We start from the raw sequence: 16,903 nt of genomic DNA on the forward strand, positions 1-16,903 counted from the left end.
CATCACGCCTGCCATGAAGTTGGCGATGGCCACTTAGCTCCACTTCTGGCGACCGCTAGAAGTGGGGGGATTACCGATGCAGAGGCATTGCGAGTGGCATGGCATGTCTCTACCGGTCGCGTGCCGTGTCCCGCATGGGGTGTTGATGCTATGAAACGAGTGAGCGCACACCTTAGCTAACCATCGCAAGTAGAACCGTGAGAAGAGAGAAGCGGCAGGTTCGCACGGCCAAGTGATGGCGCGCGCACACGCAGCGATCGAAGCCGCCGTGAAGCTCGCTGATGAAGATCACCATTGAGTGAGTGGGAAAAGCGCCAGGAGTGCTGCGTAAGAGCATCCAAGAGTGCGCTTTCCACCTATGGAGGCACGCAGGCCATGCGGACGAACTCTCCGCGTTAACAGTAAAAGTGGGCACTCGAGAATGCGGGACCAGGAAAATTTGGCACTCGATGGTGCGGCTGCAGATGACGATCACTTATGAGTGCGTAGGAAAAGCATTGGGAGTGCTGCGTAGGAGCATGCGAGAGTGCGTTGTCCACGCGTTTCCGCGGCGAATGGGGTGTATGTCTGCGGGAACGGGGGCATTTCCTCCGCGGCAATCAGCAAGATTTGATCCAAAGCCAGATCCAGCGGAGCCGCGCCCGTGCAGCCCCAAGAGCTGATTTCGCATAATGTATAGTTGGGGGTTGCCTTAAATGCATTTGCGGCCGCCTCAGCGCGTACGGGCAGGGCAAGCGACACCCCTAGCGCTAGGGTCATGGCAGTCGCGGCCAAGCGTTTCCAGAAGGACCGCTCGGGCGACGTTTGCGCCTCTGATTTCATGATCTGGATTGCCGCCTTTTCAGGCTGCGGGTGCCCTTGCAGCTTCAAGCATTCCGCTACCACCCAGACCTGCGGCACACGCTTGCCGGTACGGTAATGCGATATCGCCCCGTCCGAAATTCCCAGCTTTGGAGCCAGCTTCGCGAAGCTCTCCACTCCAGCCGCTAAACGCGTTTTCTCGAAGAACTCCACCCAATCCACGACCGTCTCCACCCGTTGACTACGGGCGAAGACTACAGGCGTTGACGGCTACGGGTGTAGCCGTGTACTGTCGCGCCTATCGGCTACAGGCGTAGCCGATCCCGCCCCCTGGTACCCCCCAGGGGCACGGGTCAAGGGTAGGGGATCTGCGACAGGGGACATTTCGTGACGCATCACATTACCTTGGCCATCTGGCTGGTTCTCATCGTGTTCGCGCTCTGGCGCGGTCTGATCGGCTACGTACGGTATGCACGCCGGCGTGTGTTTTCCGCCCTGGACTCCGAGTACCGCGCTGCCGCCTTGGTCGCCAACGCAAAGCGGCAGGTGCGCGCATGAAAGAGTTCGCAAAGTGCATCGGCTTTGTCTGGGCGCTAGCTGCCTTCATCTCCCTTTTCATCATCGGCGCTTACTACCTTCCTGAGCCGTGGACATGGGTCTGCGGCGTGTTTCTTTTTGTCACGCCTGCCGGTGTTTTTGCTTATTGGGGCGGCGTCGGCCATGACTGACCTGGTCGAAATCCCCGGCATGAAGCTGCACACATTGTTTGACCTGGTCAGCTGGTCGCGCGAGTGCGGCAATGTCGACCTGGTCGAAACCTACGAGGCGATGATCGAGCAGCGTATCCAGCTGATCGGCAACACCCCGGCGGTGGCGCTGTGACGCTGCTGGTCGCTCCCTGCGTACCCTTTTCACCGGCGCAGCTGTGCAATCGGCCGGCGCACCCGGTTGGCCCGAGCAGTAACACGGGCCAAAAGTCTCAGACCCTCGAAGGGCTATCGAAGCCGATCATCGACTTCTGCACCCTGGTGTTTGACACCGACAAGGCGGTCAATTTCTTCAAGCGCATGAACGCCCAGCAGATGGTTGCCTACGTCTTCGGCACCTCGGGCAGCATCGTCGCCGGCCCCCTGCAGGAGCGGCTGTGGAACTTCAACTACCAGCGCAGCGCCATGCTGATCGATGAGACTTCCAGTGTGTGCGGCCGCATAGGTGTCGCAGATACGGGCGAGGTCTGTATCAGCCTGACAGGGCAGGGCTGCAGCCAGGTTCCGAGCTGGCCTTATGCCGAGCGGATCGCACAGGATCTGGGCGCACACCTGACACGCGTCGATATCGCTATCGATGACCACACCGGCAAGTGGTTCGATGTGCAGCAGTTCCGCGATGCCTACCACGATGGTGCGTTCACCATGAACGGCCGGCCTCCGCATGCGAAGCACATCAGCGACGAGGGCAACGACAAGGGGTGCAGCTTCTATGTCGGCCAGAAGGGCCACAAAGAGCTGTGCATCTACGAAAAGGGCAAGCAGCTCGGTGATCCCGAGAGCGATTGGACGCGCTGTGAGCTGCGCCTCTACGCCAAGCGCATCGATTTGCCGCTAGGCGCGCTGGTCGATCCTGGCAAGTACTTTGCCAGCGCCTACACCGTTCTCGCTGACCTGGTCATTGGTGAGTTGACCAGGCTGGAATTGAAAGAGCGCATGGTCAATCCGTCCGTCAAGGCCATGATCGATTTCATCGACACCCAGGCCGGTAGCGCTCTGCGTGTGCTCTGGAATGCGCTCAACACCCGTAGCCACGAATACGCCGTGTCGGTCCTCGATCGCTATCTCACCCATGACGGCGTGCCTGGTCGTTTCAAGAACCTGCAACAGCTCGATCTAGAGATACGGATCTCCAACCAGTTGGATGAGCTGTTCCCTGATTGCGCCGACTGAAATTCGCTGCACGTCGTTATGGCCACCGACGTGGGTAACAGCAAATGTGGTCAAGAAATTACCCGGATTGTCGGGATCAACCAAGCCTAAAAAGGGTCACACCATGAGCGGAATCAAGGTCACCGTGTTGAATAGCGAAGTCGATGAGCGTGGCGGCACGTTCGAAGATGAGAAGGGCAAAGAGCGTAGCTACACCACGCGCAAGCAGAAATGTCGCCTTGAGGTCGATGGCTTCGTTTATCCCTACGAGGCACGCCTCGAAGACGGTCAGAAGGCCTTTGCACCTGGCGAATATGAGCTTGACGTCGCCGGCATGTTGCAGGTGAACAAGGGCAACATCGCTTTGGGCAAGTTCGCCAAGCTCAAGCCGCGTCAGCCGTCTCCCGCACGCGCAGCCGCCTAAGCCGTGGCGATGCTGATTTACACAACGCACCCGTACTGGCTGCTGTTCACCGGGTTCGTGTGCGGCTGTGGCGTCACCACAGTTCTCCAACTGTTCACCAGGCGCTGACTCGTGGCGCGCGTGCTGACGTGTCTCGATTCGGTCCCTGCACAGGACGGCACGTGCGCGCAGTACGCGTTTGTCGAGCAGGGCTTTACCCAATACCTACCCACGAACGAGCAGGCCGTGGAGATAGGCGCAGCGTTCTTCGTCAGCCTGTTCACCCTTGCCGCTGCAAAGCGGATTCTCAAACCTCAGAAGGATTAGCACCATGAAGTTCGATCGCACCAAGTTCCGCCAGGTCATCAAGTCCACCGCTGCCAAGGTCGGTACCGGTGTTGCCGCCGTCGCCGCAGCACCGTTCGCCTTCGCACAGGCTGCCGGCAGCAGCAATGTCGGTACCACCGTTTCCACGCTGGTCAACGAGTACAAGGAAGAGGCATTGATCGCCATCTTCGCAATGGTCGTTGTTCTGTGGACCCTCAAGGCCACCGGCGTGCTGAAGCCGCGTTGATCGACAACACGTTCCACAACCCCCGGGCTTCCGGGGGTTTTTGATTGGGGGATCAGATGGAAATTGGAAGCAGTTTTGGGGATCTGAGCGGAGCGCTCATCCTCCTGTGGTTTCTCATGGCATCGCACATCTGTGCGAACGGGTGGGACTGATGCACTGGCTCGCTCGCGTCTTCGCCTCGGCGGTCGCACGTCGTCTTGCCTACGCACTTGTCGCCGTCGCCCTGAGCTGGTGCGGCATGAGTCGCGCTTATGCCAAGGACTATGCCAATCAAGGCGCTGCCTATCAGGGCTGCATGGCTGATTCTGCTGCTGCAACCGGTCGCCTCGGTGGTGAGGGCGCTCCCAATTGCGCACTCGAGACCCCAGGTTTGTATAAGTGCTATGCGTATCAGAAATTCAACGGCGGCAACGCGCTAACACTTTGCGGTGCTTCGCCTCCCGCCGATACGAACCATCGCTATGCACTTAGCTGCAAAGAAAAGCCTGATTACAACGGCGCGTTTCCAGGCTCTCAGAGTGGTACGCCGGTCAGCGGGTCATTGCAGTGCGATTCCGGCTGTCTGAAGCTGTGGACGCCTAATGGCGATGGCACGTGGAACGGCACCAATCAATTAGGTGAGGCGTGCAGCCCCGAGGACAACTCTTGTTCGTTTGTTCCTGGCATGCACTACAACGCCAATTTGGGCATGTGTGAGCCTAACCCGCCCGACAACTGCCCTAAGGGCAAGATCAAAGGTCCGAACGGTCATTGCATCGATAATAAATGCCCCGATGGCATGACCCTGCAAGCTGACGGCACTTGCGGCCCCTCAGCCAACGAGTGCCCTGCCGGCCAGATAAAAGCGCCTTCAGGTGGATGCCTGCCAGGTGACGGTCAGTGCGCCAAAGGAGAGGTTAGGGGGCCTGATGGAACCTGCAAGAAGGATGGCAACGGCGACGGTGATCCCGATGAGCCGGGCGAGGGTGACAAGAGCCAGTTTTCTGGAGGTGATGATTGCAAGACACCTCCCAGCTGTAGCGGTGACGCGATCATGTGTGGTCAAGCGCGTATCCAGTGGCGTATCGATTGCAACACCCGGAAGAACCGCAACGTCAGTGGTGGCACGTGCAACGTTACGCCCATTTGCACAGGCGACAAGTGCGATGCCATGGAGTACAGCTCCATGCTTTTTCAGTGGCGTACAGCCTGCGCGCTCGAACGTCAGAAGACGGGCGAGGGTGGTGGCGATTCTGGGATCAAAGACCACATGACTGCCATGAAACAGGCCGAGGTCAACGCGTTGCGCGGCATGAGCACCGACGACGGTCATGCCGGGGTAGATCCCAATGGCATTTGGGCCAAGGACGCCGATTACGGCAAGGGCAAGATCACCGAAACCCTTTTCGGTAGCGGTGGCGGCACCTGCGATTTGAGCTTCACCATCGGCGGTCGGCTTGTGACGCCACCGCCGCAGTTCTGGCGCATTTGCTCGATTATTCACTGGCTCCTGGTGGCTGCTGCCTACCTGTGGGTCGCATTCAAGATGGGGGGCTGACATGCCTGTCGTACTCGTAGAACTTCTGGCGGTTCTGGGGCCTTGGATCACGCGTTTTTTCGCGGCCAAGGCAGTGATCATGGTGGCCGGTTTCTTCGGCCGCCTCGGCATCGTTTTGATGACCGACAAGTTCGTCATGGAGCCAATGATCGAGGCAGCGACCAATGCCTTTCATGCGATCCCTGCTGAATTCCAGTGCTGGTTCGGCGTCATCGGTGTCACGCAGATGTGCTCCGTGGTGATTTCGGGCTTGACGTTGATCAGCGCCAAGCGCGTATTTTTCGGGAAGAAGGACTGATGAGCGCCATTGGACAAACCGCGAGCATCACGCTCATTACCGGCGTGCCTGGCAACGGCAAGACGCTGCGCGCTGTGTGGTACATGAAGTCTGCGATCGACAGCGGTGTGCCGGTCTTCGCTTGCAACGTCAACGGGCTGCAGATCGACGGCGTCACGGATTACCCGGACCCCACGAAGTGGGAGCAGTTGCCGGCCGGCTCGGTTCTTGTGGTCGATGAGGCGCAGAAGTTTTTTCGTGCCGGCATCACTGAGAAAGACCCGCGCACTGACTCGGACACGTTCGGTAAGCAGGTCGTGCCGCTCAACATCCAGGCGATGGAGACCATCAGGCACGGCGGTATTCGGCTGATCCTGCTGACGCAGTCGCCGTTGCTGATCCACGCCAACATTCGCGCCCTGGTCGGCCTCCACGAACACATGGTGAGGCAGGGCGGCAAGCAGCTCGCCACGGTGTACCGGCGTTCGCGTGTCATGGACAACGTGCGCAGTGAAAAAGCGCTCCTCGCAGAGGATCACGAAAGCTGGGCTTACCCGCGCGAGTGCTATGCCCTTTACAAGAGCGCTGAGGTGCATACCGTCAAGCACAAGCTGTCCAGCAAGGCTAAGCGCGGCATCATGCTTGCTATCGTGGCTGCGTGCTTGGTGGGCTATGCGATCTGGAACGGCAAGAATCTGATGGGAGGCAGTGAGAAGGAGCAAGCCGGCACGCCGGGCACGGGCGCGTCAGCGACCGGGCCCGGCGTGCTGGGTGGCGACAACAACGGCCAGGTCAAATATGCCGGCAAGACCGATTACGCCGCCAAGCACCTACCGCGCTTCGACACGATGCCTTGGACTGCCGAGGTGTTCGACCAGCGGCCTGTTGTGGCCGATCCGCAGGTGTTCTGCATGTCCAGCATGCCGGCGGCGTCAGATCCTCGCGAGGCGTCCTGTACGTGCATGACAGAGCAGGGCACGCGTTACGAGCTGTCGCAGCCCATGTGCCGCACGCTTGCGCGCAATGGTGCGCCGTACAACCCGTATAAGGATGTGCGTCAGCAGCAGCAACAACAGCAGCAGGCACAGACCGAGCAGGTGGCCCATCAGAATCAGCCGTTGCAGCTCGGTGGATCTGTCATTGCTAGAGGCACACGTGAAGTCGGCAGCTTCCCCGAGTCCAAGCCTTACGCTACTGCTACTAGCGTTCCTTCGACTACCGCTGATCTGTAGAGGATCAGCAGGGATCGTGCGGCAGCTGCACCCAGCCATTTGACACGCGCTTGAAGCGGCGACCTTGTAAGCAACGCTCGCCGTCGCTTAATGGCCGTTGGGGGTCATATTCCCGCAAATCTGGCGCTTGCCTGGGTGTCTGCACGTTCTCTCTAAGTGCGCGCTGCATTTGCTGCGTTGCCAGTTTCGATTCTCTCTCAAGCTGTGCCATCGCTTGGCGGGTCTCGTATCTGGTGTACAGCCCAATGACGATGCTATGCGCTAGTAGCGCGATGAAGCCGCCTAAAGCGATCTGCCACCATAGGTCTGATGAGTCTGCTTCCCGATATCTGCGTTCCATGCCGCCCCCGGTTTGTGAGTGGGCATTGTAGACCCGGGGTGTAGGGGCATAGCCCCTACGGATAACGCCTTATCCCGCGATGTGTCCGAAGTGACGTTCTCGCCATTCGCCAAGATCCACCACGACGACCTTGACCATCGACTGCTGAACCGCTTTGCGTGCTGCGTTCCGCCTGCGGACCGAATCCCGGACGTCGCTGGCATTGGCATGCCAGAGCAATCCGCGCAGCCGGCGTTCTGGGATCCGTTCGCCACTCGGTGCAACCAGGTCGCGCCCAGCCAGGCGCCAGCCAGCCCAGGGACCGGTGAGTTCCAGATGGTTCGTAACGACGCGCCTATGCAGATCTGCCGCGCAGCTGTTTGGGCATTGCTCGCCAACAGGCCAGCACGGCGGGCGACGGTCAAGATTGTAGGTGTCAGTCATGCGGCGATCTCCGTTTCGCTAGGGGAACGATTCGGCAGGCAAGTCTTGATCCACAGCCAGATCCAGCGCAGTCGTGCGCGTATCGCCCGATACGCCATTTCGCATAATGTATAGAGGGTGGGTAAGGGCTACCGGCGAAAGGGCCGCTAGCAGCGCGTCATGCGCTCCTGTGTGCACCGCCAGGACCAGCAGCGCGACCACCGCGGCGGCCGCGCTTAGCCTGTCCAACACTGATCGCCATAGAGCTTTTTCAGCAGGGGATGCTGCGCGCTCGGCGTGAATTCGCGCCATCCACTCGCCGCCATCCAGCTTCGCCATAGCGCATAGCTGCGCAATTCGCTCATCTGGAATCGGGTAGCGGTCGTTACGCCAGCCGCTGATCACCGCTCGCGTTACGCCCAGTTTGTGGCTCAAAACGTTGTCTGACGGGAGAGAGCAACTCTCTTTCACTTTGTCAAGTAGTGCGTTTGTCGTCGGCATGTATAGAAATCGCTTGACGTTGTGTCGAGCCATCACTATACATGCGTCCGTGTATTGGCATTCCTATACACCGCGCACCCCCGGCTCCCCTCCGGGGTCCGCGTCAAGGGGCAGGGGATAGGGGCTTCATGGACACCAACACACTTGCATTGCTCGGCGCTTCCGCGCTGACCGTGATCGTCGGCCTCGCCCGATTGGTCGCCTGGATTCTTGACCGTCGCGCCGACGCTGCGCTGCGCGCACACCGCGAACAGGTCTTCATCATCGAAAGCGTCTTGGAGTACGGCGCTCCGCTTAGTCAGCGCCGCGCAATTGTTTCCAGCGCCGATTGCGAAATGGAGCTCACTCCATGAGCGCCTCTGTCGTCTCGCACATCGATACCTATCACACCGTGATCGGTGGCCGTCGCACTCGGCGTTTCCGCCTGACCGTGCGCGTTTCTGGCCGGCTGGTAGAGCAGAGCGATTACGCCTCCCGCCGTGCTGCTCTGGCGTGTGAAGCCGCTGCCGTGGAGTTCTACGCTCATGGCTGATGGATCGCTCGCGGTGTCGGGACTCCCCTCGTCTAACAGGGGAGTCAGTGAATTCAGGAACGCCGATGGAACCCTGACGGTCGGCATTGATTGGTTTTCCGCCTCTGTAGATCTTCGCGCCGTTCTCGGCGAAGCCGGCGTGTTCGTCAACGACGATCCCGAAGAGGTCCGCGAATGGATGGACGTGACCGCCGCGAATGCCCGTGCGGTTGCATTGCAGGTGTTCTGCTGGTTCTTCGCCGGCCTGGGGCTGGAACTCGATGAAACGGCAGGCCCTGGGCGCTTCTACACCTGGCGCGTGCGCATCACTGATCGTGATGGTCAGCATGTGGGACTGATCGAGTTAGGCGGGGAAAACTGCCGCCGTGCAGATGGCACCTACACCGCGCGTATCGAGTTGACCGGTACGGGGTGTGGAGTGGTGAGCGCAGCGCGCTGCGGCCATGCGAAGCGGTGGCTGGAGCTTCGAGCGAAGCTCGAAAGCTGCGCTGGGAGATTGACCCGTATTGACGTTGCCGCAGATGACCTGTTGGGCAAATACCCGCTGAAACTGGCGCAAAGCTGGTACGCATCGGGCGAGTTTGACAATCGCGGCCAGCGCCCCAAAGCGCAGACCGTTGACGATCATGACAGCGGTGACGGCAAGACCTTTTATGTCGGCGGCAAGAAGTCAGAGAAGCAGCTGCGCGTTTACGAGAAGGGCAGGGAGCAGGGTGACAAGGCTTCCGAATGGGTGCGCTATGAGGCGCAGTTCCGGGCTACCAACCGCAAGGAATTGCCCCTGGATCTGCTGCGTGATCCTGCTGGCTATCTGCTCGGCGCGTATCCGGTTTTGAAGTTCCTGCACTGCGTCGCCACGCGGATCGATATCACCAAAGCTGCCGTTGATGCCACTTGGAAAAGTGCGCGTCGGCACCTCAAGCGCCAATACGGCGCAACCCTAAATTTCATTTTGCGGCAATGCCCGACGCCTGACGCGTTGCATTCCGTCATCAGCACCTGCACGTCGCATCGGCTACCGGCGTGGGCAACAGCAGACGTAGCCAATCAATGGCCCGAAATCGCGGGCGTCAATCAAACCTTAGAAGGGGTAACACCATGAGCGGAATCAAAGTCACCGTGTTGAGCGCCGAAGTCGATGAGCGTGGCGGCACGTTTAAGGACGACGAGGGCAAGGACCGTGAATACACCACGCGCAAGCAGAAAGCCAAGCTCGAAGCCGGCGGCTTTGCGTATCCCCTTGACGTGCGCTTGGAGAAGGGCCAAGCCGCCTATCAGCCCGGTGAATACGATCTCGATGTTGAAGCCATGGTGACGGTCAACAAGGGCGCGATCAATTTCAGCAAGTTCCATGCGTTGCGCGCTGTCAAGGCGCCTGCACGCGCAGGGGCCTAACCCATGGCCATGTGCGTAGCCCTGCAAGCAGATGGCACGTTGGTGCCCACCGGCCAAGCGATTGGCGAGTGCAGCGGCTACGTGCTGGTCACGGGTAGCGAATACAGCGTGTATGCGCTGGTGCAAGAAGCGTTCGCAATGCCCAGCAAGGAGGACGCCGTGGCGTGGTCCACCGGCTGCTGCGGCCTTGTGATCGTGTGGTTCGTCCTGGGACGCCTCGCCGGCAGCGTCGCGGGCATGTTCAACGACCGGTAAATCAATCAATCAACGAGGAGAGAAAACATGGGTGACATTCTGACTGGCGTGAGCGGTGCCGAAGCTGCAACCGCGATGATCGCAGCGGCCGCAATCATTGCCTTGGTGGGCTTCACCAAGTGGGGTGCCAAGAAGGTCGCAAGCTTCTTCGGCTAATGGTGGTGAGGGCAGGGCGGCGCTTCGGTGTCGCCCTCTCTCTTTCAGGGGTGGAGCGATGATTATTTTGTTGTTCTGTGGATTCATGGGCGCGCTGTGCGGATGGGCAGGCGTCAAAGGATTGGATGCGTGAACCTGTTGAGGCTGTGCGCGATCTTTTCAGCGGTGTGGTTAGGCGTCCTCGCGCTTCCCGTTCGTGCCCAGGCCACGGCTGATGAGGGGCAAGCCTTCGCACAATGTCGTGAGGCTGGTGCGCGTGCTGTGGCTGAGTGGCAGATTCGGCGGCGCGAGCCGTCAGGCGGCTTTTGCGTGAAGTCGCAGGGTATGGATGCGTTCGAGTGTGCTTACGACTTTCGCAACGATGACACGTCTGCAAACTACGGTGTCCGCAATGGCGGCTGCGGTAGCTTCCGCTATTCCGGGATGTGTGTTAACCGTCCGCCGATGATTGGCGCAAGTTCCTCCGATGGAAGCGGGGCGAGTTGTGACGATGGATGTTTTTATAACTTCACCATCGGCGGGGAAAAGGGCAATGGCATGTATCCCAGCGGCGCGACCTGCTCGGCCGGTGATGCGCCACCTTCCACCCCTGGTGATGACGGCGGTGATGACGGCGGTGGCGATGGCGGCGGAGACGGTGGTGGTGATGGTGGCGGCGACGGTGGCGGTGATGGTGGCGGCGACGGTGGCGGCGACGGTGGCGGTGATGGTGGCGGTGATGGTGGTGGCGACGGTGATGGCGATGGCGATGGTGACGGTGATGGCGACACGCCCGGCGATGGCGATGGCACCACGCCCGGCGATGGTGAAGGCGGCGAGGGTGCGCCCATGTCTGAGCTCTACAAGAAAAGCAGCAAGACCGTCGAGTCTGTGCTGACCAAATTTAATACACAGGTGCGCGCTACGCCGATGGTGGGCGGCATTACCGATTTCATGACCGTTCCGTCTGGTGGATCGTGCCCGGTGTTTTCGTTGGGCGCGTCGAAGTGGTGGAACGCCATGACGATCAATTTTCACTGCGGCGGCGATTTCCTGGCGTTTTTGCGTGCGGCGGGCTGGGTGATCCTGGCGATTGCTGCATATGCCGCGCTCCGCATCGCTGTGACCTGAGGACGACGATATGCAAGCAGGCTGGTTCAACGATTTGACCGCATGGCTGTGGCGTGCCGTCAAGATGGTGTGGCAAGCGGTTGTTGATTTCGTTGGCGACCTCTTTGTGATGTGGCTCGAACAGTCGCTGTCGGCCATTCTCTACGTGCTGACGCTGTTGCCGATGCCCGACTTTATGAAGGGGCAGAGCATCGGCGGCATGCTCGGCAACGCCGGCAGCACAATTCTCTGGTTCGCCGATGTGTTCAAGATTGGCCCCGCGCTGGTCATGATCGGTGCGGCCATGGTGTTCTATCTGTTGCGTCGAATTTTGACCGTGGGGATCTGGTGACATGCTCGTTTTCAACGAAGGTGTGCCGCGCGCCGGTAAGAGTTACGACGCGGTAAAGAATCACATCCTCCCCGCGCTCAAGAAGGGTCGGCGCGTGTTCGCACGGCTCAATGGTCTGCGCTTTGATCGCATCGCCAAGCACCTGGGCATTGCGGAAAGCGACGTTCAACAGCTGCTCGTGCTGGTCGATACCAAGGACGTGGCGAAGCTGTTCGCATGCACGCAGGATGAGTCGGGCAAGTGGTGTATTCCGGACGACTTCAAAGATGCGCTGGTCGTGATTGATGAGGTTCACGAGTTCTACGTCAACGAGCGCAAGCCACTTGCGCCGGCCGTGGAAAATTTCTGGGCGTTGCTCGGCCAGAACGGCGGTGATGCGGTCATCATGACGCAGTGGATCAACCGGCTTCATTCGGCGGTCAAGGCCCGTATTGAGAAGAAAAACACGTTCCAGAAGATGACCGCCATCGGCATGAAAGGCCGGTATCGCGTCACCTATTTCCACACGACCTCGCCGGGCAAATTCGAGAAGGTGGGCGGACAGACGCTCAAGTACGACCCTGCCATTTTTCCGTTGTATGACGGCTACGCGCCGGGCGCGGAAAACACTGAGGTTTATGAAGAGGGCGGCAAAAACGTCTGGGCCGCCATGGCCGTGCGTGCTGCCATCTTCATCGTTGTCGGTGGTGTCGGCATCTACTTCTTCGTGCACTACTTCACCAAGGATCGCTCCGATCCCAGCAAGCCCGTTGCAGCGGCCAGTCAGACGGCGAAGCCTGCGCATGTGGGGGCAGGGCTTGCCAATGGCGCGCCGAGTGTTCCGATCCAGCCGCCGCCGCCTGATCCGCTCGCGGACCTCACCCAGGAACAGCGCTACGTCGCCGAGCTGGCCGGCAAGGGCCGTATTCGGCTGGCAGCGCGTGCGCGGGTAGGGGATCAGGATCGCGCCTGGGTGCAGTGGATCGACGACAGCAACAACGTGATTGAGCAACTTGACCTGACGCAGCTGCGCGCCCTGGGCTACAGCGTCAGCGTGGTCACGTATGGCGTTCGGCTTTCAGCCGGCAAGCACATCATGGTGGCGACCGCGTGGCCCTGGACCGCGCCTATTCGGGAGAAGGACGCACGGCTTTACAACATGGCCCCCGATGGGAGCGGCGGCGCTGCTGGCGTTGCGACCGCAGGGAGTGACGGCGGCGGCGCTGACCGCGACCGGGTCCGAGGTGGTGTGATTGAGTACGGGCCGCGCACGCAGGGCACGTTCCCGGACAACAAGGCCTACACAACCAACACCACGACGCCGGCCACCACGCTTGACATGTGAGCTTGTAGAATCCCGCCTTTAAGGGGAGGGGATATGGATATTCGTGCGGTCGTCGTTGTTCTTGCTGTCGCTTCCAGTCCGGTTAGCGCTCAACAGGTTTTTAAGTGCGTCAGCGGTAAGCAAGTTGTCTACCAGTCGGCGCCATGCCCAGGCGCGACCGCAAAGCAATGGGATGCTCAGCCAGACCCGGACAACCCAGCGTTGAGGCAAAGATTGGCTGCTACCGCTGCTCAGCTTCGCGCCCGTAACACTGTGCCGGCTCGCGCTGCTTCTGGCACCTATGTCGCGGCCAGTTCTTCCAAGGACCGGTACGCATGCGAAGTTGCGAAGGAAGGCCGCCGTGCAGCCTATGAAGCTGCCGGCGTACATCGTTCCTTCGCACTGTCCAGCTATTGGGACAACGCAGTGCAAGATGCTTGCAAGTGACCATGGGTGTAGGGGCAACGCCCCTACGGATAACGCTTCACCCGCGCCGTGGAGCTCGAGGCCCACGCGTGTGCCGGACCACTCGTGCTCTATCGGCGGACCCCGCGCCATCCACCACTGAGAACCGTTTTTCGCGCCTGCGCCGGAGTACGTCCCGCAGGTAGATCACTTCGGCCGGTCGGGCATGCCACACGCGCTCACGTTCCTCGGCCATCATCAGCGCCCATTCCCGCGCGATGTTGCAGGTCAGCGACCAGTACCGCATTCCGACCGGATCGATATCCCGGCCTTCGGGCGTGAAGAATCGATGCCCCTGGAAACCAAAACCGGCCCAAGGGCCGGTCAGGTCTACGCGATCGTAGGTGTCTAGCGTCATCGTCCAGTCCGCTTCCTGTGCAGGGACCAGCATTGATAGGCCGCCAGGGCGCACAGGAGCGTCAACAATCCACTTCGCATAATGTATAGAGCGTGCGCGTTATTGTCGGTCGAAATGTGATGTTCAGCTCTGTTGATCGACGCTTCCGCTCTGCCGGGCAGGGCAGCGCCCAGCGCGATGAACACTCCCAACGTGACCCCTGCTAGCCGCTGCGCAATCCGCTTCCACGCGGCTCTCTCGTCCTCCGAATTGCTCCGTTCGGCCATCACTAGCGCGCTCCACGTCTCAGGGTTGTCGCCTATGTCTTCGGCCATTCGTTCGATGAACTGAATTTCCGCGTTTTTCCCCTTTTTCCAGCTGGAAACGGCTGCTCGGGTCACGCCCAGGGCTATCGCGCCTGCATTGTCACTTTGGATCTTTTGCACGTGTTTCCACCTGCAAAACAGGTCGTAGCTCTGGCTCATGTAAATACCCTGTTGACACCATGTCATGACCCAGCATACAGTCCACCCTAGATGTCAGCAGAGTCTTGACATCGCCCACCCGCCGGCCCCGCCCGGTGCCGGTTGGGCGGGTTCTACCGGGCACCGGGCAGGGGATAAACGTGGACTCACTCGGATTCGCACTTTTAGGTGCCGCTGCCTTCGTGTGCAGCATTGGCACAGCGCGCTTTGTCGGCTGGATCCTAGATCGCCGTGATGCTGCGCTGATCCGCAAAATCGAAGCTGAGGCGATGGTTGCCATTGCAGCGATGGAACACGCCGACTATCTCGACCCTTATATCGTCGCCGCCGAACAGCGCGCTGAGCGTCTTAGCGACGCGACCATGTGTGAAGCGGAGTGGTCGTGATGAAAGATTTCATCCAGTTTTGTCGCGAAATTGGCCCGCTTGCTTGCATGGCGTGCGCTCTAGGGTTTGGCATTGGTTTATTGGCTGGCTATCCCGTTGGGGCTGGTGTAGCGCAAAGCGTTTCCCGCCAAATTGAGCGCGACGAAGCCATCCAGCAGCAGTGCATTGATGGCAACGACAACGCTTGCCGAGTCATGGAGCTGCGCAAGTGAGCCGCCCTACCGACACCGAACGCGGCGCACGCATTGCGCTTGAATTCGTCGAATCCAAGCTAATACAGCGTGAGCTTTTCCCGACCAGGCGCACGCCGCCATTGAAGTTTTGGCGCGAAATAAAGCAGGTCGCCGCCGATCACCTGGCCGAATGCAAAGCAATGCGCGAGGCCCGCGCATGAGTGATAGCGAACTGAAATTCTGGCAGTTGATCGAGAAGAAGAAGCAAGCCAAGACTGACGACGAACGCGCCGAGCTAGACCGACTGATAGAGGAACGCATCAGGTGGGTTGGCTCGGGGCAGGGCGATGCGCCATGACGACGCAGCCGACCAGGCTAGCCCATTACCCGAACAGCCCCTGCTATCACTGCGGGGGCAGCTTCCAGACGCTCAACGCGACGGATGCGACCTTGATGTGCTGCACCAGCTGCGGGCTGTTGATTACCAAGCGCAAGGCTATGCAGAGCTTCTCCAACGCATCCCGTGGCAACAGTTTTGGACGCTCACATTTCGGCTCAATAAGACCGGTCGAAACGGTGGCGTGCATGCCGAAGCAGCAGACAAAGCGTTCCGTTTCTTCGTCAGCAACATCAACCGTGAAATCTACGGAAGGGCATGGGCGAAGCGTCCCCACAGAGGCATCCAGTGGGCGCGTGGCCAGGAGTTCCACCGCGACGGCAGATTGCACTTCCACGCCGTTGCAGCTGCCGCTGATGACGATTTAAACCGTTTGATGAACCGGTACCAGTGGCACGAATTCTGGTACCGCGAATTTGGACGCAATCAGATCGAGGCACCACGCAGCCAGGCGGATATCACCGGCTACGTGTCGAAGTACGTAACAAAGGGCGGTGAGGTCGATTTCAGCAAGAACTTTGGCGCGTGGTTACCACCGCCAATCGACTACACCGCACGACCCGCGCAAGACGGCCTGATCCCGGCCTAGACCAGCAGCACAGAGGATCACCGGGCGGCAGGTGGCGAGCCCCGCGCAACGGGACAACAAGCGCTTCTCTCACGCTCTCCCACGGGGGGGTAGGGGGGGACATAGCTTGACCCCACAGTACCGCCCGAAATTTGCAGCAACGCAACGAAAGCCCATCAATCAAACGAAGAGAACGAAGCCATGTCGAACGCACCGAAAATCACCATCAATAGCGCCGTTGAATCCCGCACTGTCACCACGTCCAAGGGCATGCCGAAGACCATTTACAGCCAGCGCGCCACGCTCGAAACCGAACAGATGCGCATCCAGATCGAAGTTGAATGTGATGCGCCCGATAAGGGCTATGCCGTTGGTACCGTCAAAGAGTGGGATCTGGTGACGGATCTTGTTCCCGGTCGCTTCGGTGTTGAACTCGCACGCCGCATGACGCTTGTCGATCCCCAGGCTAGCAAGCCGCAGCAGCGCCAGGCCGCTTAACCATGTCTACGCCGGAACCGCTGTTCGTTATCGGCTGTGCTGCTCAGAACATGCAGCAGGACGGTACGTGCTCGGTTCCGGTGTGGGTGCCGTACCACCAGCCAATTCTTCCGCCCCTGGACTTGGCAGATGGGACCATTGTTGCTTTCGCCATCGTATCGGTGTGGGCAATCGGGTTGAAAGCGCGTCTCGTATTCCGCGCGGCGCGTCTTGGGGTTTACTGAAATGGAGAGAGTTATGAAGAACGTTGTCAATGCTTCGCGTCGTTTCGCATCGTCCACTGCCGGTAAGGTCACCGCCGGTGTGTCGAGCCTGGTCGCCTCCGGCGCTGCGTTTGCGAGTGGTGGTGGTTCGCCTGGTGCAGCGATTGCCTCGGAGTTGTCCGGTGGCAAGACCGATGTGATGTTGGTCATCGGCGCCTGTGCGGTGATCCTCGGCGCAATCATCTTGTGGGCCTACGTCAAGCGCGCTCGCTAACAGGTTTGCGCCGTCAATCGTGTCAGGGGCGCGCGGCAACGTTCGCCCC

At 60.0% G+C, this 16,903-nt stretch carries 31 protein-coding genes; 26 read left to right on the top strand and 5 right to left on the bottom strand.

Going from position 1 to position 16,903, the window contains the following annotated elements:
• Positions 1 to 471: 471 nt before the first annotated feature.
• Positions 472 to 1,023 (bottom strand): DUF3693 domain-containing protein, encoded by a 552-nt coding sequence (locus tag LL972_RS21690; RefSeq protein ID WP_228326844.1) that lies wholly within the window; start codon positions 1,021 to 1,023, stop codon positions 472 to 474.
• A 165-nt stretch (positions 1,024 to 1,188) separates the two neighbouring features.
• On the opposite strand from LL972_RS21690, the gene LL972_RS06255 reads away from it, so the two are divergent.
• From LL972_RS06255 to LL972_RS06300, 10 genes are all read left to right on the top strand, one after another.
• On the top strand, positions 1,189 to 1,359 hold the full coding sequence (locus tag LL972_RS06255) for a hypothetical protein (RefSeq protein WP_228326845.1): 171 nt from the start codon (positions 1,189 to 1,191) through the stop codon (positions 1,357 to 1,359).
• Positions 1,356 to 1,529, top strand: a complete 174-nt coding sequence (locus LL972_RS06260; RefSeq protein ID WP_228326846.1) for a hypothetical protein — start codon at positions 1,356 to 1,358, stop codon at positions 1,527 to 1,529. The genes LL972_RS06255 and LL972_RS06260 overlap by 4 nt, the downstream gene beginning before the upstream one ends.
• Entirely contained in the window at positions 1,522 to 1,683 is a 162-nt protein-coding gene (locus tag LL972_RS06265) for a hypothetical protein (protein WP_228326847.1), read from the top strand. The genes LL972_RS06260 and LL972_RS06265 overlap by 8 nt, the downstream gene beginning before the upstream one ends.
• Complete coding sequence (locus LL972_RS06270) at positions 1,680 to 2,741, top strand: replication initiation factor domain-containing protein (RefSeq protein WP_228326848.1); 1,062 nt, start codon at positions 1,680 to 1,682, stop codon at positions 2,739 to 2,741. The genes LL972_RS06265 and LL972_RS06270 overlap by 4 nt, the downstream gene beginning before the upstream one ends.
• A gap of 103 nt (positions 2,742 to 2,844) precedes the next feature.
• Positions 2,845 to 3,144, top strand: a complete 300-nt coding sequence (locus tag LL972_RS06275; protein ID WP_228326849.1) for a G5P family DNA-binding protein — start codon at positions 2,845 to 2,847, stop codon at positions 3,142 to 3,144.
• A 111-nt stretch (positions 3,145 to 3,255) separates the two neighbouring features.
• The gene (locus tag LL972_RS06280; RefSeq protein WP_228326850.1) at positions 3,256 to 3,450 is read left to right on the top strand and encodes a hypothetical protein; all 195 of its coding nucleotides are present in this window, start codon (positions 3,256 to 3,258) and stop codon (positions 3,448 to 3,450) included.
• A 4-nt stretch (positions 3,451 to 3,454) separates the two neighbouring features.
• Positions 3,455 to 3,697, top strand: coding sequence for a hypothetical protein (locus LL972_RS06285; RefSeq protein WP_228326851.1), 243 nt, complete (start codon positions 3,455 to 3,457; stop codon positions 3,695 to 3,697).
• A gap of 151 nt (positions 3,698 to 3,848) precedes the next feature.
• The gene (locus LL972_RS06290) at positions 3,849 to 5,234 is read left to right on the top strand and encodes a hypothetical protein (RefSeq protein WP_228326852.1); all 1,386 of its coding nucleotides are present in this window, start codon (positions 3,849 to 3,851) and stop codon (positions 5,232 to 5,234) included.
• A 1-nt stretch (position 5,235) separates the two neighbouring features.
• The gene (locus tag LL972_RS06295) at positions 5,236 to 5,532 is read left to right on the top strand and encodes a hypothetical protein (RefSeq protein ID WP_228326853.1); all 297 of its coding nucleotides are present in this window, start codon (positions 5,236 to 5,238) and stop codon (positions 5,530 to 5,532) included.
• On the top strand, positions 5,532 to 6,743 hold the full coding sequence (locus LL972_RS06300) for a zonular occludens toxin domain-containing protein (RefSeq protein ID WP_228326854.1): 1,212 nt from the start codon (positions 5,532 to 5,534) through the stop codon (positions 6,741 to 6,743). The genes LL972_RS06295 and LL972_RS06300 overlap by 1 nt, the downstream gene beginning before the upstream one ends.
• 409 nt (positions 6,744 to 7,152) lie before the next feature.
• Here LL972_RS06300 and LL972_RS06305 read toward each other — a convergent pair whose 3' ends face one another.
• Positions 7,153 to 7,506, bottom strand: a complete 354-nt coding sequence (locus LL972_RS06305; protein ID WP_228326855.1) for a hypothetical protein — start codon at positions 7,504 to 7,506, stop codon at positions 7,153 to 7,155.
• A gap of 18 nt (positions 7,507 to 7,524) precedes the next feature.
• Positions 7,525 to 7,986 carry a DUF3693 domain-containing protein gene (locus tag LL972_RS06310; RefSeq protein ID WP_429002124.1) on the bottom strand — a complete coding sequence of 154 codons (462 nt, stop codon included), beginning with the start codon at positions 7,984 to 7,986 and terminating at the stop codon, positions 7,525 to 7,527.
• A gap of 128 nt (positions 7,987 to 8,114) precedes the next feature.
• On the opposite strand from LL972_RS06310, the gene LL972_RS06315 reads away from it, so the two are divergent.
• The 9 genes from LL972_RS06315 (at position 8,115) to LL972_RS06355 (ending at position 13,089) form a co-directional block, all read left to right on the top strand.
• On the top strand, positions 8,115 to 8,339 hold the full coding sequence (locus LL972_RS06315; protein ID WP_228326857.1) for a hypothetical protein: 225 nt from the start codon (positions 8,115 to 8,117) through the stop codon (positions 8,337 to 8,339).
• A complete protein-coding gene (locus LL972_RS06320; protein ID WP_228326858.1) occupies positions 8,336 to 8,518 on the top strand; it encodes a hypothetical protein in 183 nt (60 codons plus the stop codon). The genes LL972_RS06315 and LL972_RS06320 overlap by 4 nt, the downstream gene beginning before the upstream one ends.
• Complete coding sequence (locus LL972_RS06325) at positions 8,511 to 9,620, top strand: replication initiation factor domain-containing protein (protein WP_228326859.1); 1,110 nt, start codon at positions 8,511 to 8,513, stop codon at positions 9,618 to 9,620. Before LL972_RS06320 ends, LL972_RS06325 begins: the two co-directional genes overlap by 8 nt.
• Positions 9,617 to 9,913, top strand: coding sequence for a single-stranded DNA-binding protein (locus LL972_RS06330; protein WP_228326860.1), 297 nt, complete (start codon positions 9,617 to 9,619; stop codon positions 9,911 to 9,913). The genes LL972_RS06325 and LL972_RS06330 overlap by 4 nt, the downstream gene beginning before the upstream one ends.
• Positions 9,914 to 9,916: 3 nt before the next feature.
• The gene (locus LL972_RS06335) at positions 9,917 to 10,168 is read left to right on the top strand and encodes a hypothetical protein (RefSeq protein WP_228326861.1); all 252 of its coding nucleotides are present in this window, start codon (positions 9,917 to 9,919) and stop codon (positions 10,166 to 10,168) included.
• 27 nt (positions 10,169 to 10,195) lie between these two features.
• Complete coding sequence (locus LL972_RS06340) at positions 10,196 to 10,324, top strand: Phi-Lf prophage-derived major coat protein (protein WP_005918131.1); 129 nt, start codon at positions 10,196 to 10,198, stop codon at positions 10,322 to 10,324.
• 129 nt (positions 10,325 to 10,453) lie between these two features.
• Entirely contained in the window at positions 10,454 to 11,434 is a 981-nt protein-coding gene (locus tag LL972_RS06345) for an attachment protein (RefSeq protein WP_228326862.1), read from the top strand.
• A 10-nt stretch (positions 11,435 to 11,444) separates the two neighbouring features.
• The gene (locus LL972_RS06350) at positions 11,445 to 11,765 is read left to right on the top strand and encodes a minor coat protein (RefSeq protein ID WP_011269757.1); all 321 of its coding nucleotides are present in this window, start codon (positions 11,445 to 11,447) and stop codon (positions 11,763 to 11,765) included.
• Between the two features lies 1 nt (position 11,766).
• Positions 11,767 to 13,089, top strand: a complete 1,323-nt coding sequence (locus tag LL972_RS06355) for a zonular occludens toxin family protein (protein WP_228326863.1) — start codon at positions 11,767 to 11,769, stop codon at positions 13,087 to 13,089.
• Between the two features lie 463 nt (positions 13,090 to 13,552).
• Here the strand turns inward: LL972_RS06355 and LL972_RS21785 are convergent, their stop codons facing one another.
• Complete coding sequence (locus tag LL972_RS21785) at positions 13,553 to 13,891, bottom strand: DUF3653 domain-containing protein (RefSeq protein WP_228326864.1); 339 nt, start codon at positions 13,889 to 13,891, stop codon at positions 13,553 to 13,555.
• Positions 13,888 to 14,355: a DUF3693 domain-containing protein gene (locus LL972_RS06365; RefSeq protein ID WP_228326865.1), complete on the bottom strand. Its 468-nt coding sequence runs from the start codon at positions 14,353 to 14,355 to the stop codon at positions 13,888 to 13,890. Before LL972_RS06365 ends, LL972_RS21785 begins: the two co-directional genes overlap by 4 nt.
• A gap of 140 nt (positions 14,356 to 14,495) precedes the next feature.
• Between LL972_RS06365 and LL972_RS06370 the strand changes: the two genes are divergently transcribed.
• The 7 genes from LL972_RS06370 to LL972_RS06400 all read left to right on the top strand — a co-directional run bounded on the left by LL972_RS06370 (position 14,496) and on the right by LL972_RS06400 (position 16,854).
• Positions 14,496 to 14,741 carry a hypothetical protein gene (locus LL972_RS06370; protein WP_228326866.1) on the top strand — a complete coding sequence of 82 codons (246 nt, stop codon included), beginning with the start codon at positions 14,496 to 14,498 and terminating at the stop codon, positions 14,739 to 14,741.
• On the top strand, positions 14,741 to 14,953 hold the full coding sequence (locus tag LL972_RS06375) for a hypothetical protein (protein ID WP_228326867.1): 213 nt from the start codon (positions 14,741 to 14,743) through the stop codon (positions 14,951 to 14,953). The genes LL972_RS06370 and LL972_RS06375 overlap by 1 nt, the downstream gene beginning before the upstream one ends.
• Positions 14,950 to 15,135: a hypothetical protein gene (locus LL972_RS06380; RefSeq protein WP_218552870.1), complete on the top strand. Its 186-nt coding sequence runs from the start codon at positions 14,950 to 14,952 to the stop codon at positions 15,133 to 15,135. The genes LL972_RS06375 and LL972_RS06380 overlap by 4 nt, the downstream gene beginning before the upstream one ends.
• Positions 15,132 to 15,272: a hypothetical protein gene (locus LL972_RS06385; RefSeq protein ID WP_228326868.1), complete on the top strand. Its 141-nt coding sequence runs from the start codon at positions 15,132 to 15,134 to the stop codon at positions 15,270 to 15,272. The genes LL972_RS06380 and LL972_RS06385 overlap by 4 nt, the downstream gene beginning before the upstream one ends.
• Positions 15,262 to 15,900 carry a replication endonuclease gene (locus LL972_RS06390; RefSeq protein ID WP_228326869.1) on the top strand — a complete coding sequence of 213 codons (639 nt, stop codon included), beginning with the start codon at positions 15,262 to 15,264 and terminating at the stop codon, positions 15,898 to 15,900. The genes LL972_RS06385 and LL972_RS06390 overlap by 11 nt, the downstream gene beginning before the upstream one ends.
• Before the next feature lie 180 nt (positions 15,901 to 16,080).
• Entirely contained in the window at positions 16,081 to 16,377 is a 297-nt protein-coding gene (locus LL972_RS06395) for a hypothetical protein (RefSeq protein WP_228326870.1), read from the top strand.
• A 237-nt stretch (positions 16,378 to 16,614) separates the two neighbouring features.
• Positions 16,615 to 16,854: a hypothetical protein gene (locus LL972_RS06400; protein WP_228326871.1), complete on the top strand. Its 240-nt coding sequence runs from the start codon at positions 16,615 to 16,617 to the stop codon at positions 16,852 to 16,854.
• The last annotated feature ends 49 nt before the right edge of the window (positions 16,855 to 16,903 follow it).

Origin of the sequence: Xanthomonas campestris pv. asclepiadis (assembly GCF_020784175.1) — a bacterium.
GTDB lineage: Bacteria > Pseudomonadota > Gammaproteobacteria > Xanthomonadales > Xanthomonadaceae > Xanthomonas > Xanthomonas campestris_D.

What these genes read in the sequence shown, in the direction of transcription:
- LL972_RS06260 (WP_228326846.1), top strand. Translation starts at nt 1,356, where the DNA reads ATGAAAGAGTTCGCAAAGTGCATCGGCTTTGTCTGGGCGCTAGCTGCC.
- LL972_RS06265 (WP_228326847.1), top strand. Translation starts at nt 1,522, where the DNA reads ATGACTGACCTGGTCGAAATCCCCGGCATGAAGCTGCACACATTGTTT.
- LL972_RS06275 (WP_228326849.1), top strand. Translation starts at nt 2,845, where the DNA reads ATGAGCGGAATCAAGGTCACCGTGTTGAATAGCGAAGTCGATGAGCGT.
- LL972_RS06285 (WP_228326851.1), top strand. Translation starts at nt 3,455, where the DNA reads ATGAAGTTCGATCGCACCAAGTTCCGCCAGGTCATCAAGTCCACCGCT.
- LL972_RS06290 (WP_228326852.1), top strand. Translation starts at nt 3,849, where the DNA reads ATGCACTGGCTCGCTCGCGTCTTCGCCTCGGCGGTCGCACGTCGTCTT.
- LL972_RS06295 (WP_228326853.1), top strand. Translation starts at nt 5,236, where the DNA reads ATGCCTGTCGTACTCGTAGAACTTCTGGCGGTTCTGGGGCCTTGGATC.
- LL972_RS06300 (WP_228326854.1), top strand. Translation starts at nt 5,532, where the DNA reads ATGAGCGCCATTGGACAAACCGCGAGCATCACGCTCATTACCGGCGTG.
- LL972_RS06305 (WP_228326855.1), bottom strand. Translation starts at nt 7,506, where the DNA reads ATGACTGACACCTACAATCTTGACCGTCGCCCGCCGTGCTGGCCTGTT.
- LL972_RS06310 (WP_429002124.1), bottom strand. Translation starts at nt 7,986, where the DNA reads ATGCCGACGACAAACGCACTACTTGACAAAGTGAAAGAGAGTTGCTCT.
- LL972_RS06315 (WP_228326857.1), top strand. Translation starts at nt 8,115, where the DNA reads ATGGACACCAACACACTTGCATTGCTCGGCGCTTCCGCGCTGACCGTG.
- LL972_RS06320 (WP_228326858.1), top strand. Translation starts at nt 8,336, where the DNA reads ATGAGCGCCTCTGTCGTCTCGCACATCGATACCTATCACACCGTGATC.
- LL972_RS06325 (WP_228326859.1), top strand. Translation starts at nt 8,511, where the DNA reads ATGGCTGATGGATCGCTCGCGGTGTCGGGACTCCCCTCGTCTAACAGG.
- LL972_RS06330 (WP_228326860.1), top strand. Translation starts at nt 9,617, where the DNA reads ATGAGCGGAATCAAAGTCACCGTGTTGAGCGCCGAAGTCGATGAGCGT.
- LL972_RS06335 (WP_228326861.1), top strand. Translation starts at nt 9,917, where the DNA reads ATGGCCATGTGCGTAGCCCTGCAAGCAGATGGCACGTTGGTGCCCACC.
- LL972_RS06340 (WP_005918131.1), top strand. Translation starts at nt 10,196, where the DNA reads ATGGGTGACATTCTGACTGGCGTGAGCGGTGCCGAAGCTGCAACCGCG.
- LL972_RS06350 (WP_011269757.1), top strand. Translation starts at nt 11,445, where the DNA reads ATGCAAGCAGGCTGGTTCAACGATTTGACCGCATGGCTGTGGCGTGCC.
- LL972_RS06355 (WP_228326863.1), top strand. Translation starts at nt 11,767, where the DNA reads ATGCTCGTTTTCAACGAAGGTGTGCCGCGCGCCGGTAAGAGTTACGAC.
- LL972_RS21785 (WP_228326864.1), bottom strand. Translation starts at nt 13,891, where the DNA reads ATGACGCTAGACACCTACGATCGCGTAGACCTGACCGGCCCTTGGGCC.
- LL972_RS06365 (WP_228326865.1), bottom strand. Translation starts at nt 14,355, where the DNA reads ATGAGCCAGAGCTACGACCTGTTTTGCAGGTGGAAACACGTGCAAAAG.
- LL972_RS06375 (WP_228326867.1), top strand. Translation starts at nt 14,741, where the DNA reads ATGAAAGATTTCATCCAGTTTTGTCGCGAAATTGGCCCGCTTGCTTGC.
- LL972_RS06385 (WP_228326868.1), top strand. Translation starts at nt 15,132, where the DNA reads ATGAGTGATAGCGAACTGAAATTCTGGCAGTTGATCGAGAAGAAGAAG.
- LL972_RS06390 (WP_228326869.1), top strand. Translation starts at nt 15,262, where the DNA reads ATGCGCCATGACGACGCAGCCGACCAGGCTAGCCCATTACCCGAACAG.
- LL972_RS06395 (WP_228326870.1), top strand. Translation starts at nt 16,081, where the DNA reads ATGTCGAACGCACCGAAAATCACCATCAATAGCGCCGTTGAATCCCGC.
- LL972_RS06400 (WP_228326871.1), top strand. Translation starts at nt 16,615, where the DNA reads ATGAAGAACGTTGTCAATGCTTCGCGTCGTTTCGCATCGTCCACTGCC.